Annotated in this window: 16 protein-coding genes; 4 read left to right on the forward strand and 12 right to left on the reverse strand. The window is 51.1% G+C overall.

Annotated elements, in window-relative coordinates:
- Positions 1-36 precede the first annotated feature (36 nt).
- Positions 37-624, forward strand: coding sequence for a TetR/AcrR family transcriptional regulator (locus tag ACF8OF_RS19305; RefSeq protein WP_262859284.1), 588 nt, complete (start codon positions 37-39; stop codon positions 622-624).
- A gap of 198 nt (positions 625-822) precedes the next feature.
- Here ACF8OF_RS19305 and ACF8OF_RS19310 read toward each other — a convergent pair whose 3' ends face one another.
- From ACF8OF_RS19310 to argF, 5 genes are all read right to left on the reverse strand, one after another.
- Positions 823-2,472, reverse strand: a complete 1,650-nt coding sequence (locus ACF8OF_RS19310) for a methyl-accepting chemotaxis protein (RefSeq protein WP_392497410.1) — start codon at positions 2,470-2,472, stop codon at positions 823-825.
- Between the two features lie 581 nt (positions 2,473-3,053).
- A complete protein-coding gene (gene ridA / locus ACF8OF_RS19315; protein WP_004234600.1) occupies positions 3,054-3,440 on the reverse strand; it encodes a 2-iminobutanoate/2-iminopropanoate deaminase in 387 nt (128 codons plus the stop codon).
- Between the two features lie 95 nt (positions 3,441-3,535).
- Positions 3,536-4,000, reverse strand: a complete 465-nt coding sequence (pyrI, locus tag ACF8OF_RS19320) for an aspartate carbamoyltransferase regulatory subunit (RefSeq protein ID WP_025152396.1) — start codon at positions 3,998-4,000, stop codon at positions 3,536-3,538.
- A gap of 10 nt (positions 4,001-4,010) precedes the next feature.
- Positions 4,011-4,946, reverse strand: a complete 936-nt coding sequence (gene pyrB, locus ACF8OF_RS19325) for an aspartate carbamoyltransferase (RefSeq protein ID WP_262861516.1) — start codon at positions 4,944-4,946, stop codon at positions 4,011-4,013.
- Between the two features lie 267 nt (positions 4,947-5,213).
- Positions 5,214-6,227 carry an ornithine carbamoyltransferase gene (argF, locus tag ACF8OF_RS19330; RefSeq protein ID WP_392497413.1) on the reverse strand — a complete coding sequence of 338 codons (1,014 nt, stop codon included), beginning with the start codon at positions 6,225-6,227 and terminating at the stop codon, positions 5,214-5,216.
- A gap of 140 nt (positions 6,228-6,367) precedes the next feature.
- Here argF and rraB point away from each other — a divergent pair, with 140 nt between their 5' ends.
- A complete protein-coding gene (gene rraB / locus ACF8OF_RS19335; protein WP_024474281.1) occupies positions 6,368-6,784 on the forward strand; it encodes a ribonuclease E inhibitor RraB in 417 nt (138 codons plus the stop codon).
- Positions 6,785-6,867: 83 nt separating this feature from the next.
- On the opposite strand, the gene ACF8OF_RS19340 is transcribed toward rraB, so the two are convergent.
- From ACF8OF_RS19340 to pepA, 7 genes are all read right to left on the reverse strand, one after another.
- Positions 6,868-7,209: a hypothetical protein gene (locus ACF8OF_RS19340; RefSeq protein WP_025152399.1), complete on the reverse strand. Its 342-nt coding sequence runs from the start codon at positions 7,207-7,209 to the stop codon at positions 6,868-6,870.
- Between the two features lie 103 nt (positions 7,210-7,312).
- Positions 7,313-7,816 (reverse strand): GNAT family N-acetyltransferase, encoded by a 504-nt coding sequence (locus tag ACF8OF_RS19345; RefSeq protein WP_262861514.1) that lies wholly within the window; start codon positions 7,814-7,816, stop codon positions 7,313-7,315.
- Between the two features lie 156 nt (positions 7,817-7,972).
- A complete protein-coding gene (locus tag ACF8OF_RS19350; protein WP_392497416.1) occupies positions 7,973-8,680 on the reverse strand; it encodes an RES family NAD+ phosphorylase in 708 nt (235 codons plus the stop codon).
- Positions 8,673-9,350: a hypothetical protein gene (locus tag ACF8OF_RS19355; RefSeq protein WP_392497418.1), complete on the reverse strand. Its 678-nt coding sequence runs from the start codon at positions 9,348-9,350 to the stop codon at positions 8,673-8,675. The genes ACF8OF_RS19350 and ACF8OF_RS19355 overlap by 8 nt, the downstream gene beginning before the upstream one ends.
- Positions 9,351-9,484: 134 nt before the next feature.
- A complete protein-coding gene (locus tag ACF8OF_RS19360) occupies positions 9,485-12,340 on the reverse strand; it encodes a valine--tRNA ligase (protein ID WP_279798754.1) in 2,856 nt (951 codons plus the stop codon).
- Between the two features lie 58 nt (positions 12,341-12,398).
- The gene (locus ACF8OF_RS19365) at positions 12,399-12,848 is read right to left on the reverse strand and encodes a DNA polymerase III subunit chi (RefSeq protein WP_214181675.1); all 450 of its coding nucleotides are present in this window, start codon (positions 12,846-12,848) and stop codon (positions 12,399-12,401) included.
- A 96-nt stretch (positions 12,849-12,944) separates the two neighbouring features.
- Positions 12,945-14,456 (reverse strand): leucyl aminopeptidase, encoded by a 1,512-nt coding sequence (gene pepA / locus ACF8OF_RS19370; RefSeq protein WP_004234614.1) that lies wholly within the window; start codon positions 14,454-14,456, stop codon positions 12,945-12,947.
- Between the two features lie 283 nt (positions 14,457-14,739).
- On the opposite strand from pepA, the gene lptF reads away from it, so the two are divergent.
- Both lptF and lptG read left to right on the forward strand, forming a co-directional pair.
- Entirely contained in the window at positions 14,740-15,843 is a 1,104-nt protein-coding gene (lptF, locus tag ACF8OF_RS19375) for an LPS export ABC transporter permease LptF (RefSeq protein WP_262861511.1), read from the forward strand.
- Positions 15,843-16,925: an LPS export ABC transporter permease LptG gene (gene lptG / locus ACF8OF_RS19380; RefSeq protein WP_262861510.1), complete on the forward strand. Its 1,083-nt coding sequence runs from the start codon at positions 15,843-15,845 to the stop codon at positions 16,923-16,925. Before lptF ends, lptG begins: the two co-directional genes overlap by 1 nt.
- Positions 16,926-16,936: the final 11 nt, after the last annotated feature.

A 16,936-nucleotide genomic window follows, 5' to 3' on the forward strand; every position in this document is an offset into this window, starting at 1 on the left:
CCCCCGGCTGAAAGGGGTAACCGCAGGAGTAATGAAATGAGCCACAAACCACGTGCAGAGATGATAGAAGAAACGCGGACCAAGCTTATCCGTGCTGCACGCCAGCAGTTTGGTGAAGCAGGGTACGCCGCAACGGTGATGGATGACCTGACGGCTCAGGCGGGTCTCACCCGGGGGGCGCTGTATCACCATTTTGGTGATAAAAAAGGATTATTTCTGGCGGTACTGCAGGATCTGGATCGCGAACTCGATGCGCGCCTGGATACCGCAGAAAAAGAGGAGGCTGATGAGTGGTCCGCTTTCAAATTCCGTTGCCAGGGTTATCTGGCAATGAGTCTGGAGCCGGAAGTTCAGCGGATTATGTTCCGCGATGCTGCCTCGGTACTGGATTTTTCTATTCTCAAGTCCCACGAACTGGCCTGTGTGCAGGGGATCACCCGGCGTCTGACACACCTGATGGAAACCGGACGGATAAAACAGGTGGCACCGGATGTGCTGGCACTATTTATTAATGGCGGGCTGTATGAATGTGCCATGTGGATTGTACACAGTGATGACCCGCAGGCCACTTATGAAAAGGTCAGAGTCTCTTTTGACCAGCTGCTGGAAAATTTACGGGTATAGGATGCGGTAGTACATTGCTGCTATTTAATCGTCATATCCCTCTTTATTTTTTAACGTCCGTTATTCATGATGTTATTTATTCATCCGTCATCGTTATAAAAAAAAGCCCATGAAGCATGGGCAAACAGAGGTAAAATAATTCAGCACTGCCGGGTGTAATAACGTAATGATGCCATTGCCTGTCTCAGTATCTGCACATTAAAATGTTTCCCAGTTATCATCGGCATTATCAGCGGATTTTTTAAGCACAGGTCGCTGTAACGGTGCCATAATGCTGGTTTGGGTACTGTTCTTCAGTTCTCCGGCCTGTATGTGAAATACAGACACCGCCTGAGTCAGTCTGCTGGCCTGCTCTTCAAGTGACGCAGCCGCTGCGGCTGATTGCTCAACTAATGCCGCATTCTGCTGGGTGACCCTGTCCATTTCCGTCACTGCCACACCCACCTGGTCAATCCCGCGGCTCTGTTCATCCGAGGCAGAGGCTATCTCACTCATAATATCGGTGACTCTGGTGACCGCGCTGACAATTTCATCCATCGTTTCACCGGCGCGCTCAACCAGTACAGCTCCGGCATCGACTCTGCCGACTGAATCTTCGATCAGGGTTTTGATTTCCCGGGCGGCCTGCGCACTGCGCTGAGCCAGGTTACGCACCTCACCGGCGACAACGGCAAATCCGCGGCCCTGCTCACCGGCACGGGCAGCTTCCACGGCGGCATTCAGTGCCAGAATGTTAGTCTGGAAGGCGATACCGTCAATCACACTGATGATATCGGCGATTTTCTTCGAGCTGTCGCCGATGCCGCGCATGGTATCCACAACATCATCCACCACTTTCCCGCCGCGCTCTGCGGTCTCGGAGGCGGTTAACGCCAGCTGACTGGCCTGACGGGCATTATCGGCATTCTGACGCACAGTGGCGGTCAGCTCTTCCATGCTGGCAGCGGTTTCTTCAAGAGATGCAGCCTGCTGTTCAGTCCGCGAAGAGAGGTCGTTATTACCGGCAGCGATCTCACTGGCACCGCTGTAAATAGCATTGGCACCATCACGGACATCACTGACCGTTTTGGAAAGCTCGTTCTGCATGTCACGCAATGTTTCAGACAGTTTTTTGATTTCATAACTCCCTGTCACATCAATCGGTCTTATCAGATTACCTTTTGCAATATGCTGAATGCTTTCCAGGAAGTGATTCATAGGTAAAATAAGTAAACGACGAATACCAAACCAGACTAAAATGATAGTAATACAAATGCTGACAAGTAGTAATATTGTTATCCATATTGTCAGTGTTTCATTACTTTTACTATTCTGAATAAGGTTGTCATGATAAATAACATCTTCAGCATAATAATTCTCATATAATTTCCCGAATGTATTCTGATAGTCACTGGTAGGTTGGTTATCAAAATCATCTAACCTGTTGTTGCGTAAATAATGAATTAGCTCAAGCTGGGCACCATGATATTCATTAAAAGCAGCATCCATTTTGCTTTCAAGGTCTTCACCAAATTTTGTCGGCATTGATTTAAATTCTGACCAATCTGATTTTGTTTTTTCTACTTGTTCTTCAGCATAATCAAGTCGTTTGTTCTTTTGTTCGTCATTTTCATAAACGCCTTTCATTACACCTTTGGATATAATATTAAGTAATGATCGGTTCTCTAAAAAACCAATCCAGACACGGTCGAGTACATGGGTTTTTTCTGACTGAACGGTCATCGTATTATTTATTTCATTCTGTGAGTTTATAAACCTGAAAAAATAAAATGATGATATAAGTTGCATCAAAAGAAACGCGATCAGGATAAAGAGCATTCCTGTTGATATTTTTACTTTTTCTAACATATTCCACCTTGAATTAGCATTTTAATGACAAAAACCGGTTATAGGATACCATTTATGACAGAAGATCATTAATGCCGATACTTACCGTTGATATTTACGCCTGAAACATTTCAGATTCTTATTGAAAAGCAATGAAAAATGATAAACAATATTATTATGGCAAATTGTATCAAGGTTATGAAATAAACAGTAGGTGGTTTATTTGTGAATAAGAGACTATAATTGACCGCTTTTGTCTGTAAGCATCTCTGTAAAAGCAATATTCACTTTCAGTCTCCGGAATGAAATCAGATTTCTTCCGTGATTTCATATACCGTTAATGTAATCGGTTTATCAATGGTATTCATTTATTTGCTGAAAACAGGGCAGCGGTTTTGTATTATAATATATCGCTATATCACGGAAGAAGATGGCTGATTACTTTGTAAGTGTTATTAATACCAGCGTAAAAACAGTTTAATTAAAAATAATAATACATATTCTTATGATGCATAACAGACAGAGCCCCTGTAAAGGGGCTCTGTTCAGAGCCACCTCTTGCAGAGGTGGCTTTTTACTGACGTTCTCAGAAAACGCAGTAATTATTTACGGACTGCGATTGCTTCGATTTCTAATTTAACGTCTTTTGGCAGACGCGCAACTTCAACACAAGAACGTGCAGGGTATACTGCTTTGTGCTCATCAAAGAAAGCCGCGTATTCTGCGTTTACAGTAGCAAAGTCGTTCAGGTCTTTAACGAAAACAGTTGTTTTCACGATATCCGTAACCTTCAGACCAGCCTGTTCGATGATAGCTTTGATGTTGTTCAGTGACTGACGCGCCTGCGCTTTAACATCGTCGGCAACGGCACCGGTTTTCGGATCAACAGGGATCTGACCTGAAGTCATTACCATGTTACCCAGGTCTACTGCCTGGACGTATGGGCCGATTGCTGCTGGTGCGTTTTCTGTTGCGATTACTTTAGTCATTACGGACTCCTGTAGGATGATTATTGCTGTTAAGCTTTTAAAAACGCCCTCATTATAATCGTCTGATTTTCCCGGACAACTGACCTGGATCTATCTTATTGGTTATTAATGATTGCGTGGTGATCAAATTCTTTCTCACAGTACTTACAGATTAACACAATTTCCTGTGCAATGGACTTAACAGTGAAGCTGCTTTCCACCGGCTCATTGTGACTGATGCAGTTGCTGTTCGGGCAGACAATCACCCCTTCAATCCGCTCCGGCAGGTTAATCGGCAATTTTTTAACCACCTGATAATCTTCGATAATATTAATTGTGGCTTTCGGGGCATAAAAGCCGAGCTGGTTGGCCTGTTCCGGGGTCAGGAAGGTATCTTCCAGTTTAATCAAATCCTTACGCCCCATATTGTTGGACGGCAGGTTCAGCCCGATAGTAATACGGCTGTCCGTCTCGGTCAGGCGGAAAAAGGAGAGCAGTTTAAATCCCACATTTGCCGGGATATGGTCGATAACGGTACCGCATTTGATGGCTTCAACCAGTAATTTATGATCCTGAGTCATGATGTGCTCCTTAAGCCGGGAAAGTTTCGTTTAACACCAGAGATAACAACGCCTGACGGGCAAAGATCCCGTTACCGGCCTGCTGGAAGTAGTACGCGTAAGGCGTTTTATCCACATCCGGGGTTATCTCATCGATGCGCGGCAGCGGGTGCAGCACTTTCAGGTTCGGTTTCACATTGGCCAGATCAGCCGCCCGCAGCACAAACTGGGCTTTGACATTAGCGTATTCCGACGGATCGAGGCGCTCTTTCTGCACGCGGGTCATATACAGCACATCCAGCTGCGGAAGTACCTCATCAATAGAATGATGTTCGCTGTACGCCACGCCGTTTTCATCCAGCATATGCAGGATGTGATTCGGCATTGCCAGTGCCTGCGGGGCAATAAAATGCAGGTGGTTGCCGCTGAATTTTGACAGCGCCTGTGACAGCGAATGTACCGTGCGCCCGTATTTCAGGTCACCGACCATGGCGATATGCAGGTTTTCAAGACGCCCCTGGGTTTCCTGAATGGTAAACAGGTCGAGCAGGGTCTGTGTCGGATGCTGGTTTGCACCGTCACCGGCGTTGATCACCGGAACCTTACCGGAGAACTCTGATACCAGACGTGCCGCACCTTCCTGCGGGTGGCGCATCACGATGGCATCCGCGTACTGACTGATCACGCTCATGGTATCCGCCAGGGTTTCACCTTTTTTGCCCAGCGAGGTGTTGCTGCTGTCTGAAAAGCCGACAACAGACGCGCCCAGACGCTGAATGGCGGTTTCAAAGGAAAGCCGCGTGCGGGTTGAGGCCTCGAAGAAGCAGCTGGCGATCACCTTGTGCTTCAGTAATTCAGGCTGAGGGCGTTGTTTCAGCGCCGCGGCAGTGTTTAATACCAGTTCCAGCTCATCACGACTGAGATCGTTAATCGAGATGATATCGCGCAGGTATAACGGATTTGCCATTGGGGTCTCCTCATGTGTTCGGCCAGGCAAAAAAAAACCCCTCAATTGAGGGGTTCTGAAATAAATACGGGGGAATGGAAAACATTGCCGCACTGCGGCTGTCCGTGATATGTCACATTGTCCGGCACCGGTTTTACGGTGCTGATAATCACAATGACCATTGTTTCCTCCCGACAAAATTGCGGGGCATTATACGCAATCGGCAACCCGGCGCAAGCGTTTGGCATCACTTTTTCGGGTGAAATTTATGCAACGCTGCCGGTGAATCTAAAATTGTATGTTTTTTGAAAGAGATGCAACCATCACCGCTTTGATGGAATGCAGCCGGTTTTCTGCCTGGTCAAACACCACGCTGTGTTTTGATTCAAATACCTCATTGGTGACCTCAATCCCGCTGGTAAAACCATACTCTTTCGCGAGGGATTGCCCCATGGTGGTTTCCGTATCGTGGAACGCCGGCAGGCAGTGCATAAAGATAACATCCGGATTGCCCGTTTTATCCACCACATCCTGGCTCACCTGATACGGTGTCAGCAGTTTAATCCGTTCTGCCCAGACCTCTTTTGCCTCGCCCATGGAGACCCATACATCGGTGTACAGTACATCCGCATCTTTCACGCCCTCTGCCACATCAGCGGTCAGCGTGATTTTACCGCCGGTGAGTTCAGCGGCTTTGCGGCACTGCGCGATAAGGGTTTCTGACGGCTGACACCCGGCCGGTGCCACCAGGCGGACATCCATCCCGGTTACGGCGGCCATTTCAGCAATGGTATTGCCCATGTTATTACGGGCATCGCCTAAATATGCAAATTTCACGTCGGACAGCGGTTTTTTCACATGCTCCTGAATAGTCAGTAAATCCGCAATCAGCTGTGTCGGATGAAACTCGTCGGTCAGCCCGTTCCAGACCGGAACCCCGGCATATTGTGCCAGCGCTTCGGCGGATTTCTGGGAATAGCCGCGAAACTGAATGCCGTCATACATCCGGCCCAGCACTCTGGCGGTATCTTTGATCGATTCTTTGTGGCCTATCTGACTGCCGGATGACCCCAGATATGTCACCTGTGCGCCCTGATCGTAAGCACCTACTTCAAAGGCACAGCGGGTCCGGGTGGAGTCTTTTTCAAAAATCAGCGCAATATTTTTGCCTTTCATCAGCGGCTGTTCCGAGCCGGTTTTTTTTGCATGTTTCAGATAAGCAGAAAGATTGAGCAGTTCTTCAATATCGGCAGGTTTATAGTCAAGCAACCGCAAAAATGACTGTTGATAAAATGGGTTCATAGTTGTTTCTCCGGTGAATTTATATTCAACATAAATCAATAAAAATTCAATTGCAACACCGGCGGGAAATTCTTTTTTATTATGGGTGGCTCAATTGGCGCGGCTGTGGGAGAATGCGCGGGTATCACTTATCAGAGGACATGGCCATGTCAGAATTAGATGCGTTTTTAGAAGAGCAGCGCGAAGAAACCCGTGCGATTATTGCAGAACTGCTGGAAGACGGCAGCGATCCTGATGCGCAATACACCATTGAACACCATTTTTCGAGTGAGAATTACGACAAGCTGGAAAAAGCGGCAGTTGAAGCATTCAAACTGGGTTATGAAGTGACGGATGCCGAGGAGCTGGAAGTGGAAGGCGGACAGGTGGTGTTATGCTGCGATATCATCAGTGAATGCGGGCTGACGGCGGAACATATCGATGCTCAGGTCGAGCAGTTGGCGCGTCTGGCAGAAAAAATGGATGTGGATTACGACGGCTGGGGCACCTATTTCGAAGACCCGGATGCCGAAGATGAAGATGACGACGACGATGCTGATGAGGCGCCGTTACACTGATCATCAGACATGAAAAACCTGCCGCGTGAAGTGACCCCCGATAGTTGGACAACCGATGATCGGGGGTTTTTTGTGTCTGCCGGTCAGGCGGTGACTGAAAAAACAGACTTCAGCGGGGCAGTGCGTTCACGCCGTGAGTCGGCCTGATTATCACGTACCATCGGTCGCAACGGCGCACAGCCTAAAAATTCAATATCCTGAATATTGATATCATCTTCCGCCTCTTTCATCGCCTCAATGGTCTGATAAAGAACCGGGCCTTGCTGTGTTCTGAGCTGCGGGCTGCGGCTCTCTCCCTGCCATCCTTTCTGTTGTATCTCTGTCTGTTCATCGTCCTGTATGCGGCAGACCGGCCGTTCTGCCGGTGCTTTCAGCGTTACGGCGGTACATAACAGGTCATTCATTCCGTGAATCGTGCTGATCATCCTGATCTCCTGTCTGTCAGTTATAAAACGTGATATCCATCACATATGCAGTGACTGTAAGAGAAACAGCGGAGAGAAACTATCAGAAAAGCGCCGGGAATTTTCAAAAGACTTTCAGCATCCGGACTTCACAGTCGCTGTGGCCGGTGTCGCCCAGCGGGGCATCAAGGAAGATAAACCCGAGTTTTTCATACAGTTTAATCGCAGCCTGAAGATCGGCAGTGGTTTCCAGATAACACTGGTGGTAGCCTTCCGCTTCGGCAAATTCGAGCGCCTGAAGGGCGATTTTTTTCGCCAGACCTTTGCCGCGCAGTCGGGAAGAGATATACATTTTCTGTAGTTCCGCCGTTTTCCCGTCACCACCGGCAAGGCCGGAAACACCGCCGCCGCCGAGGATCTCTCCATCCATTTCAATGACCCAGTAGGCGGCACGCGGCTGGCTGTAAACCTCGTATAACGTGTCCAGAATCGGGTCAGCGACCGCAAAGCCTTTGTCTGCGGTCAGGCCGTGTTCGGCAGAGACCTCACGGATAACCTGTGCGATACCGGGGTTATCTTCCGGGCGGATCAGACGGAGGGTGTAGTTTTCTGTTGTGCTGCTTGTCATGGATATCATTATCTCATTATTTTTATTGTGAAAAGTAAAGCCGGGGGATAAACCTGAGGGGCGATTACTGTGGATATCGTATGAAACGATAAATATGATAATAAATAATTATCACGCAAAGTAAACACGCAGAATGGGGGATAACCGGGATTGTTTTTATCCTGCCCCGGGGATGAGCAGAACATCAAGTTTATCGGCCAGGCTGAGGATCTCTGAAAAAAGTGCCGGGTCGGTCAGCAGCGGGCGGGATCCTCCGGCAGGCTGAAGAATACCGGCGGATATGCGATCGCCGAACAGTATTACAGCACGGGCAGAATCATCCTGGCGTGAAATCCATGACAGCCCCTGAATATCAGCACATTGCCGGTGAATAGCCTGCGCCCACAGACGGGTGGACGGGTAATCACATTTTTCCGTCTCAATCAGCTGTCTGCGGCTGACCCCCAGTTTGCGCAGCGCAATGCTGCTCAGATCCGCCAGCGTCAGTTCACGGGTTACTGTCAGCGCAGAAAGCATCAGTCCGCAGAGTTTGTTTTTATCCAGGGTTTTAAAACCGGGGGCACAGGGGATATCGTGAAAAATGGTTTCCATCATGGCGCAGGCGGGCGTCAGACCACCATAGAGAGAAGGAATTGGTGAACCGGCACTGTCAGATACCGGGCTGAAACGGGCATTACCGTGAAGTCCGGGGTTGAACTGACAGGCGTGGTATTTTTCATTGTGAATGCGGTGAAGCAGTGTATCCGGAGGAAGAGGCGTTCTGGTTATCCGCAGGGGATGGTGAGGCGCGGGAACGGACAACGGATTACCGCTGTCCGCCGGCGGTTTGCTGTCCCGCTCTGAGGTCGGGTGACTGTCATCCATGAGTAACTCCGTTTATTTCATCCTGTGCGGCGGCAATGACTTTTTCCGGTGCGGAGAGCAGTAAATCCTGCGGTCGCTGTCCGCCGAGGAAACTGTTGAGAGACATAAACCAGTATGCCATTCCCCAGGCATCTTTCTGTGAGCTGAGGATTTCAATCAGCGGTGCCATGGTTTTAAGCGGACGGAACCCGGCGCGCTGATCGAGAGCATAATCCGGAAAATAATCAGCATTATTGTGGCGTACCGCAAAAATCCGCCCCTGTTTTTTCCATTTATTCGGCTGTGCGGCGGGGTTGGTTGTACTGAATCCCGCGAGACCGGCAATGTCTGCCGCTGTCAGCCAGTGTCCGCTTTCCAGCACGGCTTTTCGGGCACGGGCGAGCATTGCAGCTTCTTTCAGCAGTGCAGGCGGCACCGGTTCCGGTGGCAGCAGAGCGCTGACAATTTTTTCCAGTGCCTGTTTTTCCGGCTCCTGACTGAGCACATCAGCCATTGAGCAGGCGATTGCGGTCAGATTATCAAACAGACAACGTATACAGCCGGGGTTCTCCTGCTGACTGACAGAGACAACAAGCACACTGTCTGCTTTGGATTTTGCCAGATACTGTTTGATTTCCTGTGGTGTACCAACCAGAGCAGATACACCGGGGTGTTGCGTTAAGGCATTCATCGGGTTTCTCCCTGCATGGTTATATAGGTGATTTAAATATAGCATAATCCGGATAACCAGCAAGAACCCGTGCCTGTTTTTTATGCAAAAAAAAACCAGCCCGGAGGCTGGTTTTGCTACTCATTCCGTCAGGATCACAATGCAGCGATCGTCGCTTTCTGAGCAATCAGTTTTTCTTTCGCTTCACGATTTGCCGCAAGACGCTCGCGCTCTTTGGTTACGACTGCTTCCGGCGCACGGCTGACAAAGCCGTCATTCGCCAGTTTGCCTTCGATAGCCGCGATCTCTTTCTCCGTTTTTTCCAGCTCTTTATCCAGACGCGCCAGTTCGTCGTCTTTATTGATAAGATCAGCCATCGGGATCAGGATTTCCGCGCCTTCCACCAGCTTGGTCACGCAAACCGGTGCCGTTTCGCCTTCGGCCATCACACGGACGGATTCCAGACGCGCCATCGCTTTCAGGAAGTTACTGTTTTCCGCAACACGGCGCTGTGCATCAGCACTTGCCCCGCGCAGCATCACTTCCAGCGGCTTGCTTGGTGCGATATTCATTTCAGCACGAATATTACGTACCGCAACGATTGTCTCTTTGATCCACTCCAGGTCACGCAGTGCCTGCTCGTCATTCAGAGAAGCATCGTATTCCGGGAACGGCTGCAGCATGATGGTATCGCCTTCCGCACCGGTAACCACTTTCACGCGCTGCCAGATAGTTTCCGTGATAAACGGAATAATCGGGTGTGCGAGGCGCAGCAGGGATTCCAGTACCGTGATCAGGGTATGACGTGCTGCACGTTTCTGGGCATCGGTACCTTTATGAACGGCCGGTTTGGACAGCTCAAGATACCAGTCACAGAACTGGTTCCAGGTGAATTCATACAGAATATTGGATGCAATATCAAAGCGGTAGGTATCCAGCGCTTCGCGGTAGGCTTTCACGGTATTGTTGTATTCTGCCAGGATCCAGCGGTCGGCCAGGGAAAATTCCATCTCACCGCCGTTCAGACCGCAGTCTTTCTCTTCGGTATTCATCAGCACGAAACGGCTGGCGTTCCACAGCTTGTTACAGAAGTTACGGTAACCGGAAAGACGTTTCATATCCCAGTTGATATCGCGGCCAGTAGAGGCCAGCGCCGCCAGGGTAAAGCGCAGGGCATCGGTACCGTGTGCTTCGATCCCTTCAGGGAACTGTTTTTCAGTCCGTTTGGCGATTTTTTCCGCCATCTGCGGCTGCATCATATTACCGGTGCGTTTTTCCAGCAGTTCAGGCAAAGAGATACCGTCGATCATATCCAGCGGGTCAATTACGTTCCCTTTGGATTTCGACATCTTCTGACCTTCCTCATCACGGATCAGACCCGTCATGTAGATGGTTTTGAACGGGATCTGCGATTTGCCGTTTTCATCTTTGATGAAGTGCATGGTCATCATGATCATGCGGGCGATCCAGAAGAAAATGATGTCGAAGCCACTGACCAGTACGCTGGTCGGGTGGAATGCTTTCAGTTCCGGGGTGTTTTCCGGCCAGCCCAGGGTGGAGAATGTCCACAGACCGGAGGAGAACCAGGTGTCCAGCACGTCTTCATCCTGGCGCAGTTCAACCATCGCCGGGATATTGTTTTCGCGGCGGACTTCGTCTTCGTCGCGGCCGACATATACGTTGCCCTGATTGTCATACCAGGCCGGGATACGGTGGCCCCACCACAGCTGACGGGAGATACACCAATCCTGAATATCACGCATCCAGGAGAAGTACATGTTTTCGTACTGCTTCGGCACGAACTGGATGTCGCCGTCTTCCACCGCTTTGATGGCTTCTTTCGCCAGCGGGGCAGTGCGCACATACCATTGGTCGGTCAGCATCGGTTCGATAACCACGCCGCCGCGATCGCCGTAAGGTACGGTCAGGTCGTGCGGTTTGATCTCTTCCAGCAGGCCGAGCTCTTCGAACTCTTTAACGATCGCTTTACGGGCGGCGAAACGCTCCATGCCACGGTAAGCGGCCGGGATTTCACTGCTGCAGGCGTCAGTCACTTCGCCGTTGGTATCAAATACTTCTGCTTCGGTACGGATGTTGCCGTCGAAGTCCATGATGTTAATCATGGTCAGCTGGTGGCGTTTACCGACTTCATAGTCGTTGAAGTCGTGTGCCGGGGTGATTTTCACACAACCGGTGCCTTTTTCCATATCCGCGTGTTCATCACCGAGGATCGGAATGCGGCGGTTGACGATCGGCAGAATGATTTCTTTGCCGATCAGATCTTTGTAACGCGGATCTTCCGGGTTAACGGCCACGCCGGTATCACCGAGCATGGTTTCCGGACGCGTGGTGGCGACCACCAGGTAATCTTTACCGTCTGCGGTTTTCGCGCCGTCCGCAAGCGGATAACGGATATGCCACATGAAGCCTTTGACTTCGCGGTTTTCCACTTCCAGGTCAGAAATTGCGGTGTGCAGTTTCGGGTCCCAGTTAACCAGGCGTTTGCCGCGGTAAATCAGGTTATCTTTATACAGGCGGACAAACGCCTCTTTTACCGCAGCTGACAGGCCGTCGTCCATGGTGAAGCGCTCGCGCTCCCAGTCCACGGAGTTACCCAGACGGCGCATCTGGTTGGAGATATTACCGCCGGATTCCGCTTTCCATTCCCAGATTTTATCGATAAAGCCTTCGCGGCCGTAATCGTGACGGGTTTTGCCTTCTTCTGCGGCGATCTTGCGTTCAACAACCATCTGTGTCGCGATACCGGCATGGTCAGTCCCTGACTGCCACAGGGTGTTTTTGCCCTGCATGCGCTGGTAGCGGATCATGGTATCCATAATGGTCTGCTGGAAAGCATGGCCCATATGCAGGTTACCGGTGACGTTCGGCGGCGGGATCACGATACAGAAGCTTTCTTTGTCTGTTCTGCCGTTTGGTTTGAAATAGCCGCTTTTTTCCCAGTGGGTATAAAGAGGACCTTCGATTTCCGTTGGATTATAGGTTTTATCCAGGGACGGCTCGCAGGCCTGTTGGTTGTCGGTTGTCTTTTCCATTTTTAATCTTTGTTTATCAGTAAGCTGGCGGCGTGGCCATGGTCATCGTAAAGCCGACGCTGCGATAGATTTTATATCGCTCGCGCGCCAACTGTTTTAAGTGTTCATCGATAGGCACAAAGTCTATCACTTCACGGAAGGTTGTCGCAAAATCTGTGAACTGCGGCAGCAGGGCTATCAGCAAATCACGCGGGGAGTTTCCCCGTTTCTGCGGCCAGCACAGCTCGACCGGTGCGCCGTAACGCGGCCCCTCCCCGGCTAAATTATGCGGAACAAAGGCATCGGGCTCCCGCGCCCAGAGGGCTTCATCCAGTTTTTCCGCCTGCTGTTGTGACTCACAGGCGATAAGCACCCGTTTTCCGTTGCGCCAGGCTTCACCCGCCAGATGACAGGTCAGCCACTCATGGGCCTCAAGGTCATCAAACGGGGATGGCTGTTCCATCAGGTAGAAGGTGGCGTTTTTCATAATATCTCTGATAGCAGAAAAGGGGATTGCTCAGGATAGCACAATCCCCCGTGACCTTTATGCTTTTTCCGGGCTGCAAGGGCCCGGCAATTCCGGTCAGTCGTCGGTGCTGATACCCGCACGATTTAACAGGAATTGTGACAGCAGTGCAACCGGACGGCCTGTTGCACCTTTATTTTTTCCGGAGCGCCATGCGGTTCCGGCGATATCCAGATGTGCCCAGTTATAACGGGTGGCAAAACGGGACAGGAAGCAGCCCGCGGTGATAGCGCCGCCGAGACGGCCGCCGGTGTTTGCCAGATCCGCAAAATTAGACTCGATCTGCTCGTAGAACTCTTCTGCCAGCGGCAGACGCCATGCGCGGTCACCCGCCTGTTCAGAGGCATTCAGTAACTCGTGCGCCAGCGGATTGTGGTTTGCCATCAGGCCGCTGAAGTGGTTACCGAGTGCGACCATACAGGCACCGGTCAGTGTGGCGATGTCGATCACGGTTTCCGGATCAAAACGCTCGGCGTAGGTCAGGGTGTCACACAGTACCAGGCGGCCTTCCGCATCGGTATTGAGCACTTCCACCGTCTGGCCGGACATGGTGGTGAGGATATCCCCCGGACGATAGGCATTGCCGCCCGGCATGTTTTCACAGCCTGCGAGAATCCCGATCACATTGAGTGGTAAACCCAGCTCAGCGACCACACGCATCACACCGTAGACGGTTGCCGCGCCGCACATGTCGTATTTCATCTCATCCATGCTGTCAGCCGGTTTGATGGAAATACCGCCGGAGTCAAAGGTCAGGCCTTTGCCGACTAACACGATCGGACGCGCTTCCGGATCCGGATTGCCTTTATATTCAATCACCGACATCAGGGATTCATTGCGTGACCCCTGGCCGACAGCCAGATAGGCCAGCATCCCCAGCTCTTTCATCTGCTCTTCGCCGATCACCCGGGTACTGAGCACCGGAGAGTTGCTGTCTGCCAGCTGACGCGCCTGAGATGCCAGATAAGCAGCATTACAGATATTCGGCGGCATATTGGCCAGATCTTTCGCGGCTTTGATACCGGCGGCAATCGCCAGACCGTGGCTGATTGCTTTCTCACCGGTCGGCAGTTCGCGGCGGGTCGGTACATTGAAGACCAGCTTGCGCAGCGGACGGCGTAATTCGGTTTTGTTACTTTTCAGCTGATCAAAGACATAGAGAGATTCTTTGGCTGTTTCGACCGCCTGCCGGACTTTCCAGTAGTTATTGCGGCCTTTGACATGTAACTCGGTCAGAAAACAGACGGCTTCCATTGACCCGGTTTCATTCAGGGTATTGATGGTCGTCCGGATAATCTGTTTGTACTGGCGTTCATCCAGTTCACGTTCTTTCCCGCAGCCGATTAACAGGATACGCTCGGACAGGACATTCGGGACATGGTGCAGAAGCAGTGACTGCCCGACCTTGCCCTCCAGCTCGCCGCGGCGCAGCAGAGCACTGATGTAGCCGTCGCTGATTTTATCGAGCTGCTCCACGACAGGAGACAGACGACGCGGTTCGAAAACCCCGACCACAATACAAGCACTGCGCTGCTTTTCCGGGCTGCCGCTTTTTACACTAAACTCCATGCGCTCTCCTGAATCTTAAAGACAAAGACATCTGCTGCCGCTAAAATATAGCGTTCGCACTAATCTGCACCATCGATTATAAACAGTTTATGATAAGCTGTGTGCGCACTTTATGAGTCCTGAATCTCATGAACATTCCGTTTCTTTCCTGACAGGAAGGAAAAAACGTAGTCTGATACCGGAATCATCCTCAGGCCGGCAAAATAATGCACACAAATAGTCAACACAGAACGAAGTTAGCTATTTTCATGCAAAAACACAAGTTTTCACAGGCGTATTAAGCGTGATCATTATTAGATATCTGGTAAGAGAAACATTAAAAGCACAGATTGCGATTCTGTTTATCCTGTTGCTTATCTTCTTTTGTCAAAAACTGGTTGAAGTCCTGGGTGCCGCCGTTGAAGGCAGCATCCCGGCCGGACTCGTCGTGTCGCTGCTGGGGCTGGGTATCCCGGAGATGGCGCAGCTTATTCTGCCGCTGAGCCTCTTCCTCGGGCTGCTGATGACCTACAGTAAACTCTATACTGAAAGCGAAATCACCGTGATGCATGCCTGTGGTCTGGGTAATAATGTCCTGGTGAAAGCGGCCATGATCCTGGCGTTCTTTACCGCCGTTGTGGCCGCTGTCAACGTGGTCTGGCTGATCCCGTGGTCATCCCAGTATCAGGAAAAGGTCCTGGAGGAAGTCAAAGCCAACCCGGGCGTGACGGCGATGGTCGGCGGGCAGTTTAAAGTCTCTGATGACGGCAGTATGGTGCTCTATCTCGGGGATGTGGACGGTAACCGCTTCAGTAATGTCTTTATTGCCCAGATTTGGGCGAGAAACGAACAGCGCCCGTCCATTGTGGTGGCGGACAGCGGACATATGACCGAAAAAGAGAACGGTAATCAGGTGGTGGTGCTGGATAAAGGCACCCGCTATGAGGGTACCGCGTATCTGCGCGATTTCCGGATCACGGATTTTACCGATTATCAGGCGATTGTTGATCACCGTGATGCAAAAACCGGTGACAGTAACTACCAGCAGATGACCTTGTCTGAGTTGTGGAAAGAGACAGACAAAGCCGCCCGCGCGGAGTTCCACTGGCGTCTGACCCTGATCTTCTCCGTGGTGGTGATGGCACTGATGGTGGTGCCGCTCTCCGAGGTGAACCCGCGTCAGGGCCGGGTGCTGAGTATGCTGCCGGCAATGCTGCTGTATCTGATTTTCTTCCTGTTACAAAGTTCGCTGCGTTCAAGCGGCGAGAAGGGCAGGCTGGATCCGATGGTCTGGCCGTGGGTGGTTAATCTCAGTTATCTGGCTCTCGCGGTGGTGCTGAATCTGTGGAATACCACAGCCGTCCGCCGTCTGCGCTTTGGCTCTGCCCGTGTTCAGGGGGTTGCCTGATGTTTAAAGTACTTGTTCTTGACCGCTACATCGGGCGGACGATTCTGCAATCCATTATGATGACCCTGTTTATGCTGGTGTCATTATCCGGGATTATCAAATTTGTCGATCAGCTGCGCAGAGTCGGCCAGGGGGAATACTCCACCTGGGATGCCGGGCTGTATACCATCATGAGTATCCCCAAGGATATTCAGATTTTCTTCCCGATGGCTGCACTGCTCGGGGCACTGATGGGACTGGGCGCGCTGGCGACCCGCAGTGAGCTGGTGGTGATGCAGGCTTCCGGCTACAGTCGTCTCCAGGTGGCGGGTTCGGTGATGAAAACCGCTATCCCGCTGGTGATCCTGACCATGATTGTCGGTGAATGGCTGGCGCCGTCCGGTGAACAGTGGGCACGCAACTACCGCGCACAGAAAACAAACGGTGCTTCGCTGCTGGCGACCAACCGCGGAATGTGGGCCAAAGACGGCAGTGACTTTATTTATATTCAGCGCGTTGACAGTGAGACGCAGCTGAAGGGCATCACACTGTACCGGATGAACGGTGACCATAAACTGAAATCCATCCTCAGTGCGGCGGCGGCGGATTACAATTCGGATTCCGGTACCTGGACACTGAGCCAGGTGCAGGAATCAGTGCTGAAAGATATCTATGTGATTACCGGTGAGCAGAAGCTGTCAATGACCTGGCAGACGCAGATGACACCGGAAAAACTGAGTGTAGCGGCACTGGACCCGGAAGCATTATCGATAAGCGGCCTGTATCAGTATGTTGATTACTTACAGCAGAGCGGACAGGATGCGGGGCGTTATCAGCTGAACCTGTGGAAAAAGGTGTTTGCGCCACTTTCCGTAGCCGTGATGATGCTGATGGCACTGTCGTTTATCTTCGGGCCGCTGCGCTCCGTAGCGATGGGGGTGCGGGTAGTGACGGGGATTGCCTGCGGATTCGTGTTCTACGTTTCCAATGAAATTTTCGGCTCCCTCAGTCTCACTTACAAGTTCCCGCCATTCCTGGGCGCACTGCTGCCGAGCCTGCTGTTCCTGGCGATCAGCTTGTATATGCTGATCAAACGTAAGTAACCAGCAGTTAC

This window comes from Morganella sp. TYF_1 (assembly GCF_043105645.1).
Lineage (GTDB): Bacteria > Pseudomonadota > Gammaproteobacteria > Enterobacterales > Enterobacteriaceae > Morganella > Morganella morganii_B.

What these genes read in the sequence shown, in the direction of transcription:
- ACF8OF_RS19305 (WP_262859284.1), top strand. Translation starts at nt 37, where the DNA reads ATGAGCCACAAACCACGTGCAGAGATGATAGAAGAAACGCGGACCAAG.
- ACF8OF_RS19310 (WP_392497410.1), bottom strand. Translation starts at nt 2,472, where the DNA reads ATGTTAGAAAAAGTAAAAATATCAACAGGAATGCTCTTTATCCTGATC.
- ridA (WP_004234600.1), bottom strand. Translation starts at nt 3,440, where the DNA reads ATGACTAAAGTAATCGCAACAGAAAACGCACCAGCAGCAATCGGCCCA.
- pyrI (WP_025152396.1), bottom strand. Translation starts at nt 4,000, where the DNA reads ATGACTCAGGATCATAAATTACTGGTTGAAGCCATCAAATGCGGTACC.
- pyrB (WP_262861516.1), bottom strand. Translation starts at nt 4,946, where the DNA reads ATGGCAAATCCGTTATACCTGCGCGATATCATCTCGATTAACGATCTC.
- argF (WP_392497413.1), bottom strand. Translation starts at nt 6,227, where the DNA reads ATGAACCCATTTTATCAACAGTCATTTTTGCGGTTGCTTGACTATAAA.
- rraB (WP_024474281.1), top strand. Translation starts at nt 6,368, where the DNA reads ATGGCCATGTCAGAATTAGATGCGTTTTTAGAAGAGCAGCGCGAAGAA.
- ACF8OF_RS19340 (WP_025152399.1), bottom strand. Translation starts at nt 7,209, where the DNA reads ATGATCAGCACGATTCACGGAATGAATGACCTGTTATGTACCGCCGTA.
- ACF8OF_RS19345 (WP_262861514.1), bottom strand. Translation starts at nt 7,816, where the DNA reads ATGACAAGCAGCACAACAGAAAACTACACCCTCCGTCTGATCCGCCCG.
- ACF8OF_RS19350 (WP_392497416.1), bottom strand. Translation starts at nt 8,680, where the DNA reads ATGGATGACAGTCACCCGACCTCAGAGCGGGACAGCAAACCGCCGGCG.
- ACF8OF_RS19355 (WP_392497418.1), bottom strand. Translation starts at nt 9,350, where the DNA reads ATGAATGCCTTAACGCAACACCCCGGTGTATCTGCTCTGGTTGGTACA.
- ACF8OF_RS19365 (WP_214181675.1), bottom strand. Translation starts at nt 12,848, where the DNA reads ATGAAAAACGCCACCTTCTACCTGATGGAACAGCCATCCCCGTTTGAT.
- pepA (WP_004234614.1), bottom strand. Translation starts at nt 14,456, where the DNA reads ATGGAGTTTAGTGTAAAAAGCGGCAGCCCGGAAAAGCAGCGCAGTGCT.
- lptG (WP_262861510.1), top strand. Translation starts at nt 15,843, where the DNA reads ATGTTTAAAGTACTTGTTCTTGACCGCTACATCGGGCGGACGATTCTG.